This is a genomic window from Enterobacter sp. A103, assembly GCF_034427535.1.
Lineage (GTDB): Bacteria > Pseudomonadota > Gammaproteobacteria > Enterobacterales > Enterobacteriaceae > Enterobacter > Enterobacter asburiae_B.
Genome location: NZ_JAXQPQ010000001.1, coordinates 869940 through 890032, shown reverse-complemented (window position 1 = coordinate 890032; position 20093 = coordinate 869940). Strand labels below are relative to the sequence as shown.

Genomic DNA, 20093 nt, shown 5'->3' with positions numbered 1-20093 from the left:
CTCGCATAACGCGGGGCTTTTTTATGTCCTTTATCTTTCAAAATATTACCATTTGCGGTCTTGTTAGTAACTTGTTGCAAAGCTGCGAGGTTAGTAGCACTGTTTTGCCACCTTAACCCCATCTTTTCCCGTTAAATCAGGGCGTTGTTTAACAGTCCTGGGGTTCAGGTGAAGAAGAAATTGATAACGACCGCTGGCAATTTCACGCCGGCGCGTTTTGTGCTGCTCTGTTTAGCTATTTTTTGTAGTCTGGCTTTTTTGCTGGGCCGCGTTGCCTGGCTGCAAATCATCAAGCCTGACAATCTGGTGAAGCAGGAAGATATGCGTTCCCTCCGCCAGCTGGCGATTGATGCGCCGCGGGGCATGATAATGGATCGCGAAGGTCGCCCCCTGGCGGTGAGCGTGCCCGTCCGGGCCGTCTGGGCCGACCCTAAAACGGTGCTGGCAAAAGGGGGCGTTGGCGTTGATGAACGCTGGCAGGCGTTGGCAAATGCGCTGCATCTCTCCCTGGGCACACTTTCGGCGCGAATCAACGCCAACCCGCAGGGGCGTTTTATTTATCTTGCCCGTCAGGTCGATCCCGCACAGGCGAAGTGGATCGATAAGCTGAATCTGCCCGGCATCAATTTACGCGACGAGTCCCGCCGTTTTTATCCTGCCGGCCATGTGGCAGCGAACCTGATTGGCTTCACCAATATTGACGGGCAGGGCATTGAAGGCGTGGAAAAAAGCTTTAACGCTCAGCTGACCGGCAAGCCGGGTGTGCGGCAGGTAAGGGAAGACCGCTACGGTCGCGTGGTTGAAAACCTGACGGAAGTGGCGCCTGCACCGGCGCATAACATCCAGTTAAGTATTGACGAGCGGCTGCAAACCATCACCGAAGATGCGCTCGATAATGCCGTGGCCTGGAACAAGGCCGAGTCTGGGGCATCGGTGCTAATTAATATTCCAACCGGGGAAATACTCGCCATGGCGAGCTATCCGGATTTCAACCCCAATAATCGGGAAGGCGCGACGATAAACGATTTCCGCAATCGCGCCATCAGCGATACGTTCGAGCCCGGTTCGACGGTCAAGCCGCTGGTGCTGATGACGGCCCTGCAGCAGGGTCTGGTCCAGCCGGACAGCGTGATTGACACGCACCCGTATACCCTTGACGGGCATCGTATCCGCGACGTGGGCTATTATCCTGAACTGACGATGACCGGGATCCTGCAAAAATCGAGCGACACCGGCGTGTCACGACTGTCCCTGGCAATGCCTGTCCAGCATCTTATTGATACCTATCGCAACTTTGGATTTGGCACGAATACGGGGCTTGGCTTAACGGGCGAGAGCGCGGGGCTGTTGCCAAATCGTAAATACTGGAGCCAGCTCGATCGTGCGACCTTTGCCTTCGGCTACGGGCTGATGGTGACGCCGCTCCAGCTGGCGCACGTCTACGCCACGATCGGCGGCTTCGGGCTTGAGCGACCTCTCTCGATTACGCGTATCGATCCACCCGTTATCGGGCACCGCGTCATGCCGGAAGAGATCGCGCACGAAGTGGAGCACATGATGGAGAGCGTTGCGCTGCCCGGCGGCGGGGGGGTTAAGGCCGCCGTTCGTGATTACCGGGTGGCGGTGAAAACCGGTACGGCGAAGAAAATTGACGACAGCGGAAAGTACGTCGATAAATACGTTGCCTATACGGCCGGCGTTGCGCCCGCCAGCGATCCGCGCTTTGCCCTGGTGGTGGTGATTAACGATCCGCAAAATGGTGCCTATTACGGCGGTGCCGTTTCCGCACCTGTCTTCAGCGAGATTATGGGCAACGTGCTGCGTCTGGAGAATGTGAAACCTGACGGGTTACCGGCGGGTTCCGATCACCTTATCGTTATGCGTTAACCGGGCGTTTATAACCAGGGCGAATAGCGGTACACTTCGCCCTTTGATTATGCTCCGGAGTCACCATGTCCTTCAGCTGTCCTCTTTGCCACGCCCCCCTGACGCATTCAGATAAAAGCTATACCTGTCCGCAGGGGCATCAGTTTGATATGGCAAAAGAAGGCTACGTGAATCTTCTGCCCGTGCAGCATAAGCGCTCCCGCGATCCAGGCGACAGTGCTGAGATGATGCAGGCGCGTCGTGCGTTTCTGGATGCCGGGCACTATCTGCCGCTGCGGGAGACTGTCGCGCAGATGCTGAATGACATCCTGCCGGGTTCAGCCACCGCCATGCTCGATATCGGCTGCGGGGAAGGGTACTACACCGCACGGTTTGCCGAGATCGCCCGTGAGAAGGGCGCGTTGACATTCGGTCTGGACGTGTCGAAAGTGGCCATTCGCGCGGCGGCAAAGCGTTACGCTGACGTAACGTTCTGCGTGGCATCCAGCCACCGGCTGCCGTTTGACGATGCCAGCATGGATGCGGTTATCCGCATTTACGCGCCCTGCAAGGCGGAAGAGCTGTCTCGCGTGGTGAAACCGGGCGGATGGGTAGTCACCGTAACGCCGGGCCCGCGTCATCTGATGGAGCTGAAAGGGCTGATCTACGACGAAGTGCGTCTGCATGCACCTCATTCTGAACAGCTGTCCGGTTTTACCCTTAAGCAGGAGCAAACCGTGGCGTATGAAATGACGCTGAAAGGCGAAGAGGCCACCGCGCTGCTGCAGATGACGCCGTTCGCATGGCGGGCAAAACCGGAAGTATGGGAAGCGCTAGCTACACACTCTACATTTGACTGCCAGACGGATTTCAGTATCCACGTCTGGCAGCGCGAAGATTAACCGGCGAAGTGTGCCCAGAGGATCTGGGCACCAATGCCAATCAGCACAATTCCACCCAGGATCTCGGCGCGTTTACCCAGCAGCGGGCCGATAAACCGTCCAACCATCATGCCCAGCGTGGACATAATCAGCGTTGCGCAGCCGATGGCCAGCGCGGTGGCGATAATATTGACCTGCAGGAATGCCAGACCGACACCGACGGCCATCGCATCAAGGCTGGTGGCAATCGCCGTGGTGACCAGCAGCCAGAACCCGTGACGGTGCTGCGGCTCTTCGTCTTCATCATCACCGCCGCGAAAACCTTCAATCACCATTCGGCCACCGAGAAACACCAGCAGTACGAAGGCAATCCAGTGGTTCCACTCCAGCACGAACTGGCTGGCGAGCATGCCAAGACCCCAGCCGATAAGCGGCGTCAGCGTTTCGATAGCGCCAAAAATGAGGCCGGTACGCAGGGCTTCTGAGAACTTAGGTTTGTGGAGCGTGGCGCCTTTTCCGATGGAAGCCGCAAAAGCGTCCATGGACATGCCAAAAGCGAGGAGGATCGTAGCGGAGATATTCATAACAGCGTCCAGACCGGGGATATCCATATGACACATCACTGCCCCCAGTGAACAGCAGTTGATGTATCTATGGTCTCGCCTGATCGCACCGCACATAAGATGTGCTGTCAGCGATCCGTACGCGCCACGTTTTTCAACGAGTATGTTGACACGTACATTTCCTGCGAGCAGGAAATCGGCTACTCCCCAACGACGGGCGCAACCTTAACATATTTTGAGAATATAAAACAACAATGGAGAAGCATTATTTAAAATGCTTGTTGATAACGATTTTCATTTGTCTTTAAGCGTGAAATTATCGTTAAAAAATAGAGAGAAAATTAACGAAAAGGATATAGCTTAGGCTATATTTCTTGCGCAAGATAAACACAGAATATAGCCATTGCTATATATGCAAATCATTGAGTTTTAAGAAGTAAGTTGTATATTTTTTCCAGGTCGTCAATATTCTTCACCCGAATAAGCAGGCGGCGTTGTTCTAATTGCATCACCAGCACACCGTCTTCGGATAAATTCATCTCTTTAATACGGTTATATTCTATCCACACATTGGCGAAGATAAATCCGCGGGATTTAAAAATGATTTTCGGCGTGCGGATCCAGAACAGATAAACCGCCATTAATGCCAGCGCACATAATAACCATGTGGTTAATATTGCACCATGGCTAGTGACGTTATTGTAAATAAGAATAATGATGAGACCCGCGAAGATAAACGCATCCACGCGCCCGCGTCGCAGAAGGGGAAGGGAGAGCAGCGTCTCGCCGTGGCGGCGTGGCATGATGAACTCGTCATAGATCGCGTAAGCCAGAAGGGCAGCAATAAATAAAACCAGTACGATGTCCGTGACAGTCATTCATCCTCCAGATAAAAAAACCGGGGGCAAGCCCCCGGCCTATAGCATTGAAACTTACAGACCCAGCAGGCCGACAGCGTAGCCCGCGATACCGATGACGAAGAAGCCAACGATAATCCACAGCGGGTTCACTTTCTTACGCAGCAGCCACATGCAGGCGAAGGTCAACAGCAGCGGTACCAGGCCCGGCATCAGCTGGTCCAGAATCGTCTGCACGGTGGTGACGCGCGTCTGACCATCCTGACCGGTGATGGTCGATACCACCAGCGGGATGTTCACGTGCGTCCACTTGTTAACCAGCGCCCCCATGACAAACAGGCCGAGGATTGACGCCCCCTCAGTCAGTTTCTGCAGGAAGCCGCCGCCCATGTCCTTAACGATGTCCACCCCTTTACGGTAGCCGTAGGCCACACCGTAGTAACGGGTCAGCAGGCGCACGGCGTTGAACAGGATGAAGAACAGCAGCGGGCCAAGCAGGCTGCCGCTCATCGCGATACCGGCACCCAGCGCCGCGAAGACCGGACGCACGGTACCCCAGAAGATTGGGTCACCGACACCGGCCAGCGGACCCATCAGGCCGACTTTGATACCGTTGATGGCACCGTCGTCAATCTCTGCGCCGTTCGCACGCTGTTCTTCCATCGCCAGCGTTACGCCCAGAACCGGAGCCGCTACGTAAGGATGGGTGTTAAAGAATTCCAGGTGACGCTTGATCGCCTGACGGCGTGCTTCGTTGTTTTCCGGGTACAGGCGCTTGATCGCCGGCACCATGGAGAAGCAGAAGCCCAGCGCCTGCATACGTTCGAAGTTCCATGAACCCTGAAACAGGTTAGAACGGATGAACACGCCACGAATATCACCCGGAGTGAGTTTTTTCTCGGTGGTAGTTTTTGTCATATCAACCATTTCGCTCACCTGCTAGTCCAGTTCGTTATCGAGATCGTTGTTACCAGCAGCCTGCGCTGGGGCACCCGCGACGCGGTTATATTTCGGGCTGAGCTGGATGTAGAGAATCGCCATTACCGCACCAATCACACCCAGTGCAACCAGGTTGAAGTTGGTGAAGGCAGCGGTCACGAAGCCGAGGTAGAAGAACGGCATCAGATAGCCTGCGCGCATCATGTTGATGACCATCGCATAACCGACGACCACGATCATGCCGCCCGCGATGTTCAGACCGCCGGTGACCACTTCTGGAATGGCGTTCAGCATGCTCTGCACTTCACTGGTACCAACAGAGATCGCCACGATAACCGCCGGGATCGCGATACGCATCGCCTGCAGGAACAGGGACGAAACGTGGATCCACGACAGTGCCGTGAGGTTGCCGTTTTCGGCCGCCTTATCCGCCGCGTGCTGGAAGGCAACGGTGATAGTACGAACGATGATGGTCAGAACCTGGCCTGCTGCAGCCAGCGGTATCGCCAGGGCGATACCGGCACCAATACTCTGGTGACCAGCAATAACCAGAACGGTCGAAATGATAGAGGCCAGCGCCGCATCGGGCGCAACCGCCGCGCCGATGTTCATCCAGCCCAGGGCGATCATTTCCAGGGTACCACCGATGATGATACCGGTTTTCATGTCACCCAGAACGGCCCCAATCAGCGTACAGGCCACCAGAGGGCGGTGGAACTGAAATTCATCAAGTACGGATTCCATACCCGCAATACATGCGACGACGAACACCAGCACAATCTGAAGAGTGGTAATCTCCATTGCACTTCTCCTATTACATAAGCTTTATATGAGAACCGGCGCGGGCTTATTTCCCAACTTTGCCGATCAAATCCATCATTTTCAGTTTTTGATCCGTAGAAACCTTACGGGCTTCCAGTTCAATACCGCGCGCATTCAGCTTGTTGAATGCCTCGATATCTTTCGCATCGACTGAAATGGCGTTGTTGACCTGCGTTTTGCCCTGACGGAATGCCATACCACCAATGTTCACGGAGGTGATTTTCACGCCGCCTTCAACAATGCGCTCAACGTCTGTCGGGTTAGTGAACAGGAGCATCACGCGTTCACCCGCGTATTTCGGGTTGTTGTAAACGCGGATCATCTTGGCGACATCCACGACGTGCGCGGTAACGCCAGGAGGAGCAACCTGAGTCAGAAGGGTTTTACGAACGGTATCGGCGGCAACTTCGTCGCTGACCACGATAATGCGTCGAACGTTGGTCTCTTTGGTCCAGCGCGTGGCCACCTGGCCGTGGATTAAGCGGTCATCAATACGCGCAAGGCCAATGACCATGTAATCGTTCGGACCCATCGGTTTTGCCGGTGCTGCCGCTTTTGGTGCCGCTGCAGGTGCAGGGGCAGGTTTTTCAACCGGCTGCGCCTTCAGAGCTTTTACCCCTTCGCGACCGGTTTCAACGGCCAGCGCCACCAGCTCATCGAACGCCGGATTGTCGTCGCGAGCCATGAAGGTTTCCACCAGCATGGGAATATTCACCCCGGCGACAACTTCATAGTGCTCTTTATCGACGACAATGCGGCTGGCGGCATTGAACGGGCTGCCGCCCCATGTATCAACGAGAAACAGCACGCCTTTGCTGGTATCCAGCTTCGCGAGTTGAGCGTTGTACTTCTCTATCAGCGTCTCGGCGTTTTCACCGGGAACGAAATCGATCCAGCCGACGTTTTCCTGCTCGCCCAACAGCATCTCTGCCGTTTTGAGTAGCTGCTCAGCAGCCCAACCATGTGTGCCTATGACAATAGCAATGGTCACTTGCTACCTCCTTTTATTATCATTAATACGCCTGCCAGGCAGCCGTACTGAGAATCGTATTGGCGAACCGAATCGATTCAGATAAGGGTTAGAGTTCAAAAAAACTAAGACTTCCGCGAATTATTTTAGATAGTGAAAAAATAATTTATGTGATGAAGATCCGTAATTTAGCCACGCGTTACAGATTTATCTGTAGCGTAAAGCTGCTGTGTTACAGAACTTTGCAAAGGAACGTAAATCTTTGCTAAAAACACAGTGTCTCTGATATGTTTAGCCTCCGTTTAATCGTTCAGGAGTATAGGGTTACAGCCCACTATATGGACCGTCACCGACGTCAGTCATCAACCAGGCCATTTCGCGCCTTATTCACCGGCGATCCTCGCCACGTATCGACTCTGTTTACCTCTGTTTTGCCCACGTTGAGTGGGGCACCGTTTCGTCATTCCTTTAGCAGGAGCTTGTCATGGAATTCTTAATGGACCCGTCAATCTGGGTGGGATTGCTCACGCTGGTGGTGCTGGAGATTGTTCTCGGCATTGATAACCTGGTGTTTATCGCCATCCTTGCGGACAAACTGCCGCCAAAACAGCGTGATAAAGCGCGTCTGATTGGTCTCTCGCTGGCGCTGGTTATGCGACTGGGGCTGCTCTCCGTCATCTCCTGGATGGTCACGCTGACCAAACCGCTGTTCTCCGTCATGGATTACACCTTCTCCGGGCGTGATTTAATCATGCTGATCGGGGGGATATTCCTGCTTTTCAAAGCGACGACGGAGCTACACGAGCGGCTGGAAAACCGTCAACACGATGATGGGCACGGTAAAGGCTATGCCAGCTTCTGGGTGGTGGTGCTGCAGATTGTGGTGCTTGATGCGGTCTTCTCGCTGGATGCGGTGATCACGGCGGTCGGCATGGTGAATCATCTGCCGGTAATGATGGCGGCTGTCGTTATTGCGATGGCGGTCATGCTGCTGGCCTCGAAGCCGCTGACGCGCTTCGTCAACCAGCATCCGACGGTGGTCGTGCTGTGTCTGAGCTTCCTGCTGATGATTGGTCTGAGCCTGGTGGCGGAAGGTTTTGGCTTCCATATTCCGAAAGGCTACCTGTACGCCGCGATTGGCTTCTCGATTCTGATCGAGCTGTTCAACCAGATTGCGCGCCGTAACTTTATTAAGCAGCAGTCGAATCAGCCGCTGCGCGCCCGTACCGCAGACGCGATTCTGCGCCTGATGGGCGGTCGTCGTCAGGTGAACGTCCAGTCTGATTCCGAAAACCATAACCCTGTTCCGGTCCCGGAAGGGGCGTTTGTGGAACAAGAGCGCTACATGATTAACGGCGTGCTCTCCCTGGCCTCCCGTTCGCTGCGCGGCATCATGACGCCGCGCGGGGAGATCAGCTGGGTTGATGCTAACCTGAGCGTCGATGAAATTCGCCAGCAGCTGCTCTCTTCTCCGCACAGCCTGTTCCCGGTGTGTCGCGGAGAGCTGGATGAGATCATCGGCGTCGTGCGGGCAAAAGAGATGCTGGTGGCCCTGGAAGAGGGCGTGAACGTGGAAGCCGTTGCTGCCGCGTCGCCTGCGATTGTCGTGCCGGAAACGCTGGATCCTATCAACCTGCTCGGGGTGCTGCGCCGCGCTCGCGGTAGCTTTGTTATCGTCAGCAACGAGTTTGGCGTGGTGCAGGGGCTGGTCACGCCGCTGGACGTGCTTGAAGCGATTGCCGGTGAATTCCCGGATGCCGACGAAACGCCTGAGATCGTTGCCGACGGTGAAGGCTGGCTGGTTAAAGGTACCACCGACCTGCACGCGCTCTCGCACACGCTGGGGCTGGAAAACGTGATCAACGATGAAGAAGACATCGCGACCGTTGCCGGTCTGGTGATCGCCGTTAACGGGCAAATCCCGCGCGTCGGCGATGTGATCGAGCTGGCGCCGCTGCACATTACGATCGTTGAAGCCAACGACTATCGCGTTGATATGGTTCGCATTGTTAAAGAACAATCAGCCCACGACGAAGATGAGTAAGCCGGCTTAGCGCAGCGGCATTAAGGGCACGATGTGCCCGTTATGATGCGCTGGCGGGGATGAACTTCCCGCCAGCCACTTCGGAAAATCCCGTAGCGGCATGGGCCGCGCATAGAAAAACCCCTGCAGGACAGGCACGCCATGGCGGCGCAAGTAGCGCGCCTGCTCCTCCGTCTCGACCCCTTCAGCAACCAGTTCGATATTCAGCCGCTGACCCAGCGCAATAATCATATCCGTCACCGTCGAGTTCACGGCGTCGGTACCGATGGCGGTGGTAAACGACTGGTCGATTTTCAGCACGTCCGGGTGAAGCTTTTCAAGCCAGGAGAGGGAGCTGTTCCCGGTACCAAAATCGTCGATGGCGAGCTTCACCCCTTTGCGATGCAGTTCGCGCACGATGCGATAATCCGCATCCAGCAGCGCATCCCGTTCCGTGAGTTCAATCACCAGCTGCTGGCGCGGACCGGCGCTGAACCAGAGGCGGTTCAGGTCCTGTATCAATGCCGCGTGACGAAAATGGCTGGCGGCGACGTTAATACCAATGTGAAAACCGGCGCTGGAAGGGAAGTAGCCTATCTGGCGCACCGTTTCGGCGATGACATAGCGGGTCAGGGGGACAATCTGGTTATGTTCTTCTGCCAGAGGGATAAACACCTCCGGGGTGATCCAACCCTGACGTGGGTTATTCCAGCGCAGCAGGATCTCCACGCCGGTGCACGCCTGGGTACGGGCATTCACCAGCGGCTGGCAGAAAAGCTCAAATTCCCGCGCCGCAATGCCCATATCGATCTCCCACGTAAAGCTCATCCGGTTTGCCGTTGCCAGCCAGGCGAGATAGCCCAGCAGCAGGCTGAGCATGAGTCCAAGCGGCAGCTGGGCTGGCAGGCTTTTTAAGGCTAACTCTCCAGGGCCTGGCCCGCTGACCGTAATGGTAAAAGGATTTCGGGTTGACGATTGCTGGAAAAGAGAGCCCTCTTCATCAAACGTCAGGCTGTCGCTGACGCGTTGTCCATAGCGCAGAAAGCGATCGCCTACGGTCAGCGCCACGTCATTGATGAGCGGGCGCTGGGGCTCGAGGATCATTTTGGCGATCAGATCGATATTGATGATTTCGATAACGCCAGCTTCACCATCCTGTGAGACGGGATACCACTGGATCAATATCGGGCTACCCTTAAGCAGCCACTGGTCGCTCGATAAAATCAGCTTCGCCGTGCTGGCTGGGAGTTCTTTCAGGAAGTCGCGAACGGGCACGTTGCGGCTCCCGAAAATACTTGAGCAATACAGGATACCCTCGTTAATCAGGGCGATGGAGCGTACCGTCTGCAAAATGGCGGCCTGCTTTCGCAGCGCCAGGTGCGCCTGCGGGCAGGGCTGCCCTACCAGGGGCTGCAGCACGCTGCGGCGGTTCTCTAAAGAAAGCAGGACGTTATCAAGGGCGCGTACGGTGTGGCTGGTAAAATCGAGGATCCGCTGTTGGTTAACATTGCGCTGTGAAATGAAGCGAATGCCTAACGTCAGGATGAGCGTGAGGAGCGCAACCGTGACACAGACGATAACGCGTTTTCGGCGATAGTTTTTAATGATCGTTTGTGCAGTTTGCATGAACGGTCGCCTGATAAGCCACCAGCCACAAAAGCCGGACGCAACAGTAAAAGTGTAGTGGGGAAAGCAGAAGGAGACGAGAAAGAAGAGGGAAATTCGCCCATCCGTTGCAGATGGGCGAAAGGCAGTATTAGTCGCACTGCACCTTAATGGCCAGGCCACCGCGGGACGTCTCGCGGTATTTCGCGTTCATGTCCTTGCCGGTTTCGTACATGGTTTCAATCACCTTATCCAGCGATACGCGAGGTTCGCTGGTACGGCGCATCGCCATACGTGAGGCGTTGATGGCTTTCACCGAGGCAATCGCGTTACGCTCGATGCACGGCACCTGCACCTGGCCCGCGACCGGGTCACAGGTCAGACCGAGGTTATGTTCCATACCGATTTCCGCCGCCACGCAAACCTGCTCAGGGCTTGCGCCCAGCAGCTCTGCCAGACCTGCCGCCGCCATGGAGCAGGCAACGCCCACTTCACCCTGACAGCCCACTTCCGCACCGGAGATGGAGGCGTTCATTTTGTACAGCGCACCGATGGCACCTGCCGCCAGGAAATAGCGGATGTAGATGTCCGGCGTCACGGGCTCAATAAAGTGATCGTAATACGCCAGCACTGCCGGAACGATACCGCAGGCGCCGTTGGTTGGCGCCGTCACGACGCGTCCACCTGCGGCGTTCTCTTCGTTAACCGCCAGGGCAAACATGTTTACCCAGTCGACCACGTTCATCGGGTCATTGGAGAACTTGTCCGTGGTCACCAGCATACGGCGCAGGGCAGAGGCACGACGCGGTACGCGCAGTGGACCCGGCAGAACGCCTTCGGTATTCATCCCGCGGTCGATACAGGCGCGCATGGTTTGCCAGACGTTCGCAAAATAGTCTTCAATCTCTTTTTTGCTGTGCAGGGCCAGTTCGTTCTGCATCACCATGCCGGACAGTGAAAGACCGGTCTCTTTGCAGTAGCCCAGCATTTCTGTAGCCGATTTGAACGGGTACGGTACGCTGACGTCGCCGACGCTATCTTTGCCAAAATGCTCTTCATCCACGATGAAGCCACCGCCGATGGAGTAGTACGTTTTGCTGTAAATCTCTTTTTCACCGCTGTAAGCGTGAATGGTCATGCCGTTTTCATGCAGCGGCAGGTTGTCGCTACGAAAACGCATGCCGTCATCCTGCGGGAAATCGACTTCCTGCTGGCCGTTTGCCAGCAGCAGGCGGCCGCGTGTTTCCACGTCGCGGATGAATGCCGGGATGGCATCAATATCTACGGTATCCGGCATATTGCCTGCCAGACCCATAATAATGGCGATATCGGTGTGGTGGCCTTTACCCGTTAATGACAGCGAGCCGTAAACATCCACGGCGACACGGGTAACGCTTTCCAGTAATCCTTTTTCGACCAGATCATCGACGAACTGTTTACCGGCCTTCATCGGGCCAACAGTATGGGAAGACGAAGGGCCAATTCCCACTTTGAACATGTCGAATATACTAATCACTTTCACACTCCTGACAGGGTTACCGGGGTTCCAGTAACGATGTTATAACTGCGCATAGTGTAAGAGGGAACACCGACCTCGGCTTAACTATTCACATGAATTAAACTAATGGTTAACGATGGGTTTTGCTAATAGCGCGACGCGGATCGCAAACCTGCGAAAAAGGGTGGAATGTAAAGTATAGTCAAGGTTTCAGGCCGATTTGCAGCGCCAGTTCGCGAATGATGCCCGCCGTCATGCCCCAGACAAAATAATGCTGATACCAGGACAACCAGACCCGATGGTCATGCCCCCGTCGATGGATATCGAGCGGATGATAGCGGCTGAGCCGGAGCGCCTCTTCGAGCGGCATTTCAAATACCGCTGAAACTTCATCGACGCTGGCGTGATACTGCAGGCCGGGCGGGATAATGCCGACCACCGGCGTGACCTGAAAACCGGTGACGCTGTCGACGGGCGGCAGCACGCCGATGACCTCCACCGCCTCCGGCGGAATGGCCACCTCTTCCTGCGCTTCCCGCAGCGCGGCGGCAATCAGCGAGGCGTCGGAGCTGTCTACTGCGCCACCCGGAAAGGCGACCTGACCCGCGTGCTTGCGTAAATGGGGAGAACGCTGGGTGAGCAGCAGGCCCGGCTGCGCGCGACGCACGACCGGGATCAGCACGGCCGCCTGACGCTGGTTCAGCGCTTCGCGGTTGACCTGCGGTCGTAATAGCTGAAAGCGAGATAAAAAATCGTCCAGCGTCAGGTTCTCTTTTTCCACCCGTGATTACTCCAGTTGTTTCAGGATACGGTTAACTTTATCAAAGGTTTCCTGATATTCCGCATCGACCTGGCTATCGGCAACAATGCCGCCCCCGGCCGAACAGTAAAGGTTTCCGTCGCAGGCCGTCAGCGTGCGAATGGTAATGCTGGTATCCATGGTCCCGCACAGGCTGATATAGCCGATGCTGCCGCACCAGGCGTTGCGGCGGTGCGGTTCCAGTTCGTCGATAATTTCCATGGCGCGAATTTTAGGCGCGCCGGTGATGGAGCCGCCCGGAAACGCGGCGCGGAGCAGATCGCAGGCGGTGCGAGAGGCAGGGAGACGCGCGGTAATGGTACTGACCAGATGATGCACCGCCGGGAAAGGCTCGACGATAAACAGTTCCGGCACGCGCACGCTGCCCGGTTCAGCGACGCGGCCAATGTCGTTACGCATCAGATCGACAATCATCAGGTTCTCGGCGCGGTCTTTCGGCGAGGCGGCGAGTTTTTCCGCCTGCTGGCGATCGGCGTCGGGAGCGGCAAGACGCGGCAGAGTGCCTTTAATCGGACGGGTTTGAATCATGCCCTCAGCCAGATGAATAAAGCGCTCGGGTGACAGGCTGAGTATGGCCCCCCGTTCCAGACGGACAAACGCGCTGAACGGGGCCTTATTGCTGGCATTAAGACGGGTAAACGCCTGCCACTCGTCTCCACGGTATGTCGCCTGGAAGCGCTGGGCGAGGTTAACCTGGTAGCAGTCACCGCTTTGCAGATACGCCTGAACGCGCGCGAATTTTTCGGCGTACTCCGCCGCGCTCATATTTGAGCGCCAGCCGGAGGTCAACGTAAACGTCTGTGCCGGTGCAGGCTGTTGCGCCTCAAGCCACGCCAGACGCGCCTGCACGTCATGATGGCTCAGCAGGGAAACCGTTTTTTTCTGGTGATCGACTATTAACGCCCAGTCATACAGCCCCACGGCCATGTCTGGCAGGGAAATATCAGCCTGCGCATGCTCCGGCAGCGTTTCGAAACGGCGACCCAGATCGTAACCAAACAGGCCCAGCGCGCCGCCCTGGAAAGGGAGGTCCGGGTTCGGCGCGGCAGATAAGCCCAGCGCGTTAATGGCTTGCTGCAGCTGCTTCAGGGGATCGTCCGTTAACGACAGGTCATCGGTTGTTAGCGTCTTTAGCGGATCGGCCACCAGAATATCGAAGCGGCTATAGGGATGGTCCGCATGGCCGGAATGCAGCAGCATCGCAAACGGAAGATGGCTCAGGCGGGCAAACCAGAATTCAGCGGCGTCTGCACGCCAGGGCAAGGTAATAACAGTGGGGAAGCGCATGTTCATGTGTGGCATACTACCGGGCAGCGTGAAATAATTAGCGCGAATAATTTAGCAGGAGTTGACGATGTTTGCAGGTTTACCTTCTCTGAGCCATGAACAGCAGCAGAAAGCGGTTGAGCGAATTCAGGAACTGATGTCCCAGGGGATGAGCAGCGGACAGGCGATTACGGTTGTCGCTCAGGAGATTCGCGCCAGTCATTCCGGCGAGCGGATCGTGGCGCGATTCGAAGATGAAGATGAAGAATCAGAAGAGTAATCGGGCTTAAACCGCCGCGATAATCTTGATCTCAACCTTATACTCCGGTTTCATCAGCGTGGCCTGTACGGTGCAGCGTACAGGCGCGTGACCCGCCACTACCCATGCATCCCAGGCTTTGTTCATCGCCGCGAAATCCTCTTTGTTTGCCAGGAAAATCGTCGCATCCAGAATGCGGGATTTGTCGCTGCCCTGTTTTTCCAGCACCGCGTCAATCTGCGCCAGGGTGTTAGCCGTCTGCTCGAACGCATCCGCGTCCAGGTTAGCCGGTACGCCGGTGTAGTAGAGCGTCTGGTTATGGATCACCACATCAGACCAGCGGGCTTCGGCATCAATGCGCACAATTGTCATAAACGTTTCCTCGTTATTTTTCGTCGTCAGGCGGCAAGACTGCCATATTGTTCTCGTGTCGTCACTATTTGGGGTGGCACAGGAGAGGATGGGCTGACATAATCCCTGTGCAAAAATACAGTGAGAGAGCACCGTGGCAGACGATTTTTCCCCTGAAGGTCAATTAGCGCAGGCTATTCCCGGCTTCAAGCCCCGTGAGCCTCAGCGTCAGATGGCGCACGCCGTTGCACGCGCCATCGATAAGGCTCAGCCGCTGGTGGTCGAAGCCGGAACCGGCACGGGTAAAACGTATGCTTACCTTGCTCCGGCGCTGCGCGCGAAGAAGAAGGTGATTATTTCCACCGGATCGAAAGCGCTGCAGGATCAGCTCTACAGTCGCGATTTGCCCACGGTAGCGAAAGCGCTGAAATACAAAGGTCGTCTGGCCTTGCTGAAGGGGCGCTCCAACTATCTCTGCCTGGAACGTCTTGAGCAGCAGGCGCTGGCGGGCGGCGACCTGCCGGTGCAAACCCTCAGCGACGTTATTATCCTTCGCGCCTGGGCGAACCAGACCGAAGAGGGTGATATCAGCACCTGCGCGAGCGTGCCGGAAGACTCTCCTGCCTGGCCGCTGGTGACCAGCACCAACGACAACTGCCTCGGCAGCGACTGCCCGCTGTATAAAGACTGCTTTGTGGTGAAAGCGCGCAAAACGGCGATGGACGCGGATGTGGTGGTGGTGAACCACCATCTGTTCCTCGCGGATATGGTCGTCAAGGACAGCGGTTTCGGCGAGCTGATCCCGGAGGCGGACGTGATGATCTTCGACGAAGCCCATCAGCTTCCGGACATCGCCAGCCAGTACTTCGGCCAGTCGCTTTCCAGCCGCCAGCTGCAGGATCTGGCGAAAGATTTTACCATCGCTTACCGGACCGAACTCAAAGATACCCAGCAGCTGCAGAAGTGCGCCGACCGTCTGGCCCAAAGCGCGCAGGATTTCCGCTTACAGCTCGGCGAGCCGGGCTATCGCGGTAACCTGCGCGAGCTGCTGGCGGACAAAAACATCCAGCGCGCGCTGCTGCTGCTCGATGATGCCCTCGAACTCTGCTACGACGTGGCAAAGCTCTCGCTTGGCCGTTCCGCGCTGCTGGACGCGGCCTTCGAACGCGCCACGCTCTATCGCGGGCGACTCAAACGGCTGAAAGAGATTAACCAGCCGGGGTTCAGCTACTGGTATGAGTGCACCTCGCGGCATTTCACCCTGGCGCTCACGCCGCTGACGGTAGCGGATAAGTTTAAAGAGGTGATGGCGCAAAAACCGGGAAGCTGGATCTTCACCTCGGCAACCCTGTCGGTGAATGACGATCTGCATCACTTCACGGAACGTCTTGGCATTGAGGATGCGGAATCGCTGCTCCTGCCCAGCCCGTTCGATTACGAAAAACAGGCGCTGCTCTGCGTGCCTCGTAATCTGCCGCTGCCGAACCAGCCGGGGGCGGCGCGCCACCTGGCCGCGATGTTAAAACCGATGATCGAGGCCAACAACGGCCGCTGCTTTATGCTCTGTACCTCTCACGCCATGATGCGTGATCTTGCCGAGCAGTTCCGCGCCACCATGACGCTGCCGGTGCTGCTGCAAGGTGAAACCAGTAAAGGCCAGCTGTTACAGCAGTTTGTCAGCGCCGGAAATGCCCTGCTGGTAGCAACCAGCAGCTTCTGGGAAGGGGTCGACGTGCGGGGCGATACGCTCTCGCTGGTGATCATTGATAAGCTGCCGTTTACCTCCCCGGACGACCCGCTGCTGAAGGCGCGCATGGAAGACTGCCGTCTGCGCGGGGGCGATCCGTTTGACGAGGTACAGCTGCCGGATGCGGTGATTACCCTCAAGCAGGGGGTAGGGCGATTAATCCGCGACGTCACCGATCGCGGGGTGCTGGTCATTTGCGATAACCGGCTGGTGATGCGCCCTTACGGGGCGACCTTCCTTGCAAGCCTGCCGCCCGCGCCGCGGACGCGGGACATAAAACGCGCGGTGCGTTTCCTGGCAAACCCAACGGCGGAGTAATTTACCCCGGAGTGTGCTAAGATGCGCGCCATTTTGTGACTGACCCTTGCGAGAGCGCGACGACTGATGCGAATTCTGGCTATTGATACCGCGACAGAGGCTTGCTCTGTCGCTCTGTTGAACGACGGTGCTGTTTCTGCTCATTTCGAAGAGTGCCCACGGGAACACACCCAACGCATTCTGCCCCTGGTAAAAGCCATTTTAACCCAGGGCAACACCTCCTTAACCGACCTCGACGCGCTGGCCTTTGGCCGTGGCCCCGGCAGCTTTACGGGCGTACGTATCGGGATTGGTATTGCGCAGGGGCTGGCGCTGGGCGCCGAACTGCCGATGATCGGCGTCTCTACGCTTGCTACCATGGCGCAGGGCGCATGGCGCATGACTGGGGCAACGCGCGTGCTGGCCGCGATTGATGCCCGCATGGGCGAAGTTTACTGGGCCGAATACACCCGCGACGAGCAGGGCGTGTGGCACGGCGAAGAGACGGAAGCCGTGCTCAAGCCGGAAGCGGTCACTGAGCGGCTGCAACAGCTCTCCGGCGAGTGGGCAACCGTCGGCACCGGCTGGCCGGCGTGGCCTGACATGGCAAACGACACCGGGGTGACGCTGGTGGACGGCAACATGCTGCTGCCGGCTGCGGAAGACATGCTTCCGATTGCCTGCCAGCTGCTCGCGGCAGGAAAAACCGTTGCCGTTGAACACGCGGAGCCGGTTTATTTGCGAAACACCGTTGCGTGGAAGAAACTTCCGGGCCGCGAGTGAATCTCAGTAACAGGAACTGAGAAAAAGGAGTCGCATCATGGCGGTTCAGACTAAAGTAGTACGCCTTATTATGGCAGGCGCGGTTGCCATAGCACTGAGCGGATGCGTTTCCGTTCCTGATGCGATTAAGGGCAGCAGCCCGACGCCACAGCAGGATCTGGTTCGGGTGATGAATGCGCCTGAGCTGTACATCGGCCAGGAAGCGCGCTTTGGCGGTAAGGTCATCGACGTACAAAACCAGCAGGGGAAAACCCGTCTGGAGATCGCGACCGTTCCGCTGGACAGCGGCGCGCGACCGGTACTGGGTGAGGCCTCTCGCGGACGTATCTATGCGGACGTCAGCGGTTTCCTCGATCCGGTCGATTTTCGTGGGCAGCTGGTGACCGTCGTCGGGCCGATTACCGGCGCCGTGCAGGGCAAAATCGGCAGCACGCCGTATAAATTTATGACCATGCAGGTCAACGGGTATAAACGCTGGCGGCTGGCACAGCAGGTGATCATGCCGCCTCAGCCGATGGATCCGTGGATGTGGGGTCCACATCCTTATCGTTACGGCTACCCGGGCTGGGGCTGGTATAACCCGGGTCCTGCACAGGTTCAGACGATCGTTACTGAGTAACTTACTGTTATTGTTAGAAAAGAGACAGCGGCTCAGCCGCTGTCTCTGTTTTTTTACGGATAAAACGAAAAAAAAGAGTGACGCGCTTCGCAACCTTAAATCTGAACAATTAATAAACTGGTACGCTGAGTTAATATAATGTTAACAAACTGTTTATTATCGGGGTTGTGATGACGACGAACACTCATTTCAGAGGTGATGCATTGAAGAAGGTTTGGCTTAACCGTTATCCCGCAGATGTTCCTGCTGAGATCAATCCTGACCGTTATCAATCCCTGGTGGAATTATTTGAACACTCGGTAAGGCGCTACGCGGACCAGCCCGCATTCGTGAATATGGGCGAGGTCATGACGTTCCGTAAGCTTGAGGAGCGTAGCCGCGCGTTTGCGGCGTATCTGCAGGAAGGGCTGGGGCTGCAAAAAGGGGACCGCGTCGCGCTGATGATGCCGAACCTGCTGCAATACCCGGTGGCGTTGTTCGGTATCTTGCGAGCCGGGATGATTGTCGTCAACGTTAACCCCTTGTATACCCCGCGCGAGCTGGAGCATCAGCTGAACGACAGCGGCGCGGCCGCGATTGTCATTGTGTCCAACTTCGCCCATACCCTGGAAAAAGTGGTCGACAAAACCCAGGTTAAACACGTCATCCTGACGCGCATGGGGGATCAACTCTCGACCGCCAAAGGCACGCTGGTTAACTTTGTCGTTAAATACGTCAAGCGCCTGGTGCCAAAATACCACCTGCCGGACGCCATCTCCTTCCGCCGCGCGCTGCATGCGGGCTACCGTATGCAGTATGTGAAACCCGAAGTGGTGGCGGAAGATCTTGCGTTTCTGCAATACACGGGCGGGACCACCGGCGTCGCCAAAGGGGCCATGCTTACCCACCGCAATATGCTGGCAAACCTTGAACAGGTGAACGCCACCTACGGGCCGCTGCTGCATCCGGGCAAAGAGGTGGTGATCACCGCGCTTCCGCTGTATCACATCTTTGCGCTGACCATGAACTGCCTGCTGTTTATTGAACTGGGTGGCCAGAACATCCTCATCACCAACCCGCGCGATATCCCGGGCCTGGTGAAAGAGCTGGCGAAATATCCGTTCACCGCCATGACCGGGGTGAACACCCTGTTTAACGCGCTGCTTAATAACAAAGAGTTCCAGCAGCTGGATTTCTCCACGCTGCATCTCTCTGCGGGCGGCGGCATGCCGGTTCAGCAGGCGGTCGCCGAGCGCTGGGTGAAGCTCACCGGTCAGTATTTGCTGGAAGGCTATGGGCTGACGGAATGTGCTCCGCTGGTCAGCGTGAACCCACACGATATCGATTATCACAGTGGAAGCATTGGTCTGCCGGTTCCTTCGACAGAGGCCAAACTGGTCGATGATAACGATAACGAAGTCGCGCCGGGCGAGCCGGGTGAGCTTTGCGTCAGAGGTCCGCAGGTGATGCTGGGTTACTGGCAGCGTCCCGATGCGACCGACGAAATCATCAAAGACGGCTGGCTGCATACCGGTGATATTGCGGTAATGGATGACGAGGGCTTCCTGCGCATCGTCGATCGCAAGAAAGACATGATCCTGGTCTCCGGCTTCAACGTCTATCCGAATGAGATCGAAGACGTGGTTATGCAGCACAGCGGCGTACTCGAGGTGGCGGCGGTCGGCGTCCCTTCCGGCAGCAGCGGTGAAGCGGTTAAAATATTTGTGGTCAAGAAAGATCCTTCCCTGACGGAGGAGGCGCTGGTAACGTTTTGCCGTCGTCAGCTGACGGGCTACAAGGTGCCGAAGCTGGTTGAATTCCGCGATGAGCTGCCGAAATCCAACGTCGGAAAGATATTACGACGAGAATTACGTGACGAAGCCCGTGGCAAAGTAGACAATAAGGCCTGAGCTTCACGCTAATCGCCCAGACGCCGGTTAAGCCGGCG

The 20093-nt window shown here is 56.6% G+C and carries 19 protein-coding genes and 1 riboswitch; of the genes, 9 read left to right on the top strand and 10 right to left on the bottom strand.

Annotation, left to right across the window (positions count from 1 at the left end; genetic code table 11):
- Positions 1 to 168: 168 nt before the first annotated feature.
- Together ftsI and rlmA are read left to right on the top strand one after the other, a co-directional pair.
- Positions 169 to 1887 (top strand): peptidoglycan glycosyltransferase FtsI, encoded by a 1719-nt coding sequence (gene ftsI / locus SPH27_RS04270; RefSeq protein WP_033145830.1) that lies wholly within the window; start codon positions 169 to 171, stop codon positions 1885 to 1887.
- A gap of 65 nt (positions 1888 to 1952) precedes the next feature.
- The gene (gene rlmA, locus SPH27_RS04265) at positions 1953 to 2768 is read left to right on the top strand and encodes a 23S rRNA (guanine(745)-N(1))-methyltransferase (RefSeq protein WP_182072454.1); all 816 of its coding nucleotides are present in this window, start codon (positions 1953 to 1955) and stop codon (positions 2766 to 2768) included.
- Here the strand turns inward: rlmA and mntP are convergent.
- The 5 genes from mntP to manX all read right to left on the bottom strand — a co-directional run bounded on the left by mntP (position 2765) and on the right by manX (position 6919).
- Positions 2765 to 3331, bottom strand: a complete 567-nt coding sequence (gene mntP / locus SPH27_RS04260; protein ID WP_029741998.1) for a manganese efflux pump MntP — start codon at positions 3329 to 3331, stop codon at positions 2765 to 2767. The genes rlmA and mntP overlap by 4 nt on opposite strands.
- 10 nt (positions 3332 to 3341) lie before the next feature.
- Positions 3342 to 3531, bottom strand: a riboswitch (yybP-ykoY riboswitch).
- A gap of 198 nt (positions 3532 to 3729) precedes the next feature.
- Positions 3730 to 4188 (bottom strand): DUF986 family protein, encoded by a 459-nt coding sequence (locus SPH27_RS04255; RefSeq protein ID WP_096150310.1) that lies wholly within the window; start codon positions 4186 to 4188, stop codon positions 3730 to 3732.
- Between the two features lie 54 nt (positions 4189 to 4242).
- Positions 4243 to 5094, bottom strand: a complete 852-nt coding sequence (locus SPH27_RS04250) for a PTS mannose transporter subunit IID (protein ID WP_006810994.1) — start codon at positions 5092 to 5094, stop codon at positions 4243 to 4245.
- 12 nt (positions 5095 to 5106) lie between these two features.
- Positions 5107 to 5907: a PTS mannose transporter subunit IIC gene (gene manY, locus SPH27_RS04245; RefSeq protein ID WP_008500490.1), complete on the bottom strand. Its 801-nt coding sequence runs from the start codon at positions 5905 to 5907 to the stop codon at positions 5107 to 5109.
- Positions 5908 to 5953: 46 nt separating this feature from the next.
- Positions 5954 to 6919 carry a PTS mannose transporter subunit IIAB gene (manX, locus tag SPH27_RS04240; protein ID WP_032658500.1) on the bottom strand — a complete coding sequence of 322 codons (966 nt, stop codon included), beginning with the start codon at positions 6917 to 6919 and terminating at the stop codon, positions 5954 to 5956.
- A gap of 266 nt (positions 6920 to 7185) precedes the next feature.
- Here manX and SPH27_RS23095 point away from each other — a divergent pair, with 266 nt between their 5' ends.
- Both SPH27_RS23095 and yoaE read left to right on the top strand, forming a co-directional pair.
- On the top strand, positions 7186 to 7395 hold the full coding sequence (locus SPH27_RS23095; RefSeq protein ID WP_372584218.1) for a protein YoaL: 210 nt from the start codon (positions 7186 to 7188) through the stop codon (positions 7393 to 7395).
- A complete protein-coding gene (yoaE, locus tag SPH27_RS04235; protein ID WP_182072452.1) occupies positions 7383 to 8942 on the top strand; it encodes a CNNM family cation transport protein YoaE in 1560 nt (519 codons plus the stop codon). The genes SPH27_RS23095 and yoaE overlap by 13 nt, the downstream gene beginning before the upstream one ends.
- Positions 8943 to 8948: 6 nt before the next feature.
- Here the strand turns inward: yoaE and SPH27_RS04230 are convergent, their stop codons facing one another.
- From SPH27_RS04230 to pabB, 4 genes are all read right to left on the bottom strand, one after another.
- Complete coding sequence (locus SPH27_RS04230; RefSeq protein WP_048979890.1) at positions 8949 to 10547, bottom strand: cyclic diguanylate phosphodiesterase; 1599 nt, start codon at positions 10545 to 10547, stop codon at positions 8949 to 8951.
- Between the two features lie 130 nt (positions 10548 to 10677).
- Positions 10678 to 12042 carry an L-serine ammonia-lyase gene (gene sdaA, locus SPH27_RS04225; RefSeq protein ID WP_023312197.1) on the bottom strand — a complete coding sequence of 455 codons (1365 nt, stop codon included), beginning with the start codon at positions 12040 to 12042 and terminating at the stop codon, positions 10678 to 10680.
- 184 nt (positions 12043 to 12226) lie between these two features.
- Entirely contained in the window at positions 12227 to 12805 is a 579-nt protein-coding gene (locus tag SPH27_RS04220; protein ID WP_023312196.1) for a CoA pyrophosphatase, read from the bottom strand.
- Positions 12806 to 12811: 6 nt separating this feature from the next.
- Positions 12812 to 14137: an aminodeoxychorismate synthase component 1 gene (gene pabB / locus SPH27_RS04215; protein WP_182072450.1), complete on the bottom strand. Its 1326-nt coding sequence runs from the start codon at positions 14135 to 14137 to the stop codon at positions 12812 to 12814.
- A gap of 61 nt (positions 14138 to 14198) precedes the next feature.
- Between pabB and SPH27_RS04210 the strand changes: the two genes are divergently transcribed.
- Positions 14199 to 14390: a YoaH family protein gene (locus SPH27_RS04210; RefSeq protein WP_182072448.1), complete on the top strand. Its 192-nt coding sequence runs from the start codon at positions 14199 to 14201 to the stop codon at positions 14388 to 14390.
- Positions 14391 to 14396: 6 nt separating this feature from the next.
- Here the strand turns inward: SPH27_RS04210 and SPH27_RS04205 are convergent, their stop codons facing one another.
- Entirely contained in the window at positions 14397 to 14741 is a 345-nt protein-coding gene (locus SPH27_RS04205; protein WP_023312193.1) for a RidA family protein, read from the bottom strand.
- A gap of 133 nt (positions 14742 to 14874) precedes the next feature.
- Between SPH27_RS04205 and SPH27_RS04200 the strand changes: the two genes are divergently transcribed.
- From SPH27_RS04200 to fadD, 4 genes are all read left to right on the top strand, one after another.
- Complete coding sequence (locus tag SPH27_RS04200; RefSeq protein WP_039263631.1) at positions 14875 to 16785, top strand: ATP-dependent DNA helicase; 1911 nt, start codon at positions 14875 to 14877, stop codon at positions 16783 to 16785.
- 66 nt (positions 16786 to 16851) lie between these two features.
- Positions 16852 to 17547, top strand: a complete 696-nt coding sequence (gene tsaB / locus SPH27_RS04195) for a tRNA (adenosine(37)-N6)-threonylcarbamoyltransferase complex dimerization subunit type 1 TsaB (protein WP_038417432.1) — start codon at positions 16852 to 16854, stop codon at positions 17545 to 17547.
- A gap of 37 nt (positions 17548 to 17584) precedes the next feature.
- Positions 17585 to 18166: a Slp family lipoprotein gene (locus SPH27_RS04190; protein WP_182072446.1), complete on the top strand. Its 582-nt coding sequence runs from the start codon at positions 17585 to 17587 to the stop codon at positions 18164 to 18166.
- A gap of 203 nt (positions 18167 to 18369) precedes the next feature.
- Positions 18370 to 20055 (top strand): long-chain-fatty-acid--CoA ligase FadD, encoded by a 1686-nt coding sequence (gene fadD / locus SPH27_RS04185; protein WP_023312189.1) that lies wholly within the window; start codon positions 18370 to 18372, stop codon positions 20053 to 20055.
- The last annotated feature ends 38 nt before the right edge of the window (positions 20056 to 20093 follow it).

Bases quoted from the DNA above. Each gene is read 5' to 3' on its own strand.
- rlmA (WP_182072454.1), top strand. From the start codon at position 1,953: ATGTCCTTCAGCTGTCCTCTTTGCCACGCCCCCCTGACGCATTCAGAT.
- mntP (WP_029741998.1), bottom strand. From the start codon at position 3,331: ATGAATATCTCCGCTACGATCCTCCTCGCTTTTGGCATGTCCATGGAC.
- SPH27_RS04255 (WP_096150310.1), bottom strand. From the start codon at position 4,188: ATGACTGTCACGGACATCGTACTGGTTTTATTTATTGCTGCCCTTCTG.
- SPH27_RS04250 (WP_006810994.1), bottom strand. From the start codon at position 5,094: ATGGTTGATATGACAAAAACTACCACCGAGAAAAAACTCACTCCGGGT.
- manY (WP_008500490.1), bottom strand. From the start codon at position 5,907: ATGGAGATTACCACTCTTCAGATTGTGCTGGTGTTCGTCGTCGCATGT.
- SPH27_RS23095 (WP_372584218.1), top strand. From the start codon at position 7,186: ATGTTTAGCCTCCGTTTAATCGTTCAGGAGTATAGGGTTACAGCCCAC.
- yoaE (WP_182072452.1), top strand. From the start codon at position 7,383: ATGGAATTCTTAATGGACCCGTCAATCTGGGTGGGATTGCTCACGCTG.
- SPH27_RS04230 (WP_048979890.1), bottom strand. From the start codon at position 10,547: ATGCAAACTGCACAAACGATCATTAAAAACTATCGCCGAAAACGCGTT.
- pabB (WP_182072450.1), bottom strand. From the start codon at position 14,137: ATGAACATGCGCTTCCCCACTGTTATTACCTTGCCCTGGCGTGCAGAC.
- SPH27_RS04210 (WP_182072448.1), top strand. From the start codon at position 14,199: ATGTTTGCAGGTTTACCTTCTCTGAGCCATGAACAGCAGCAGAAAGCG.
- SPH27_RS04205 (WP_023312193.1), bottom strand. From the start codon at position 14,741: ATGACAATTGTGCGCATTGATGCCGAAGCCCGCTGGTCTGATGTGGTG.
- tsaB (WP_038417432.1), top strand. From the start codon at position 16,852: ATGCGAATTCTGGCTATTGATACCGCGACAGAGGCTTGCTCTGTCGCT.
- SPH27_RS04190 (WP_182072446.1), top strand. From the start codon at position 17,585: ATGGCGGTTCAGACTAAAGTAGTACGCCTTATTATGGCAGGCGCGGTT.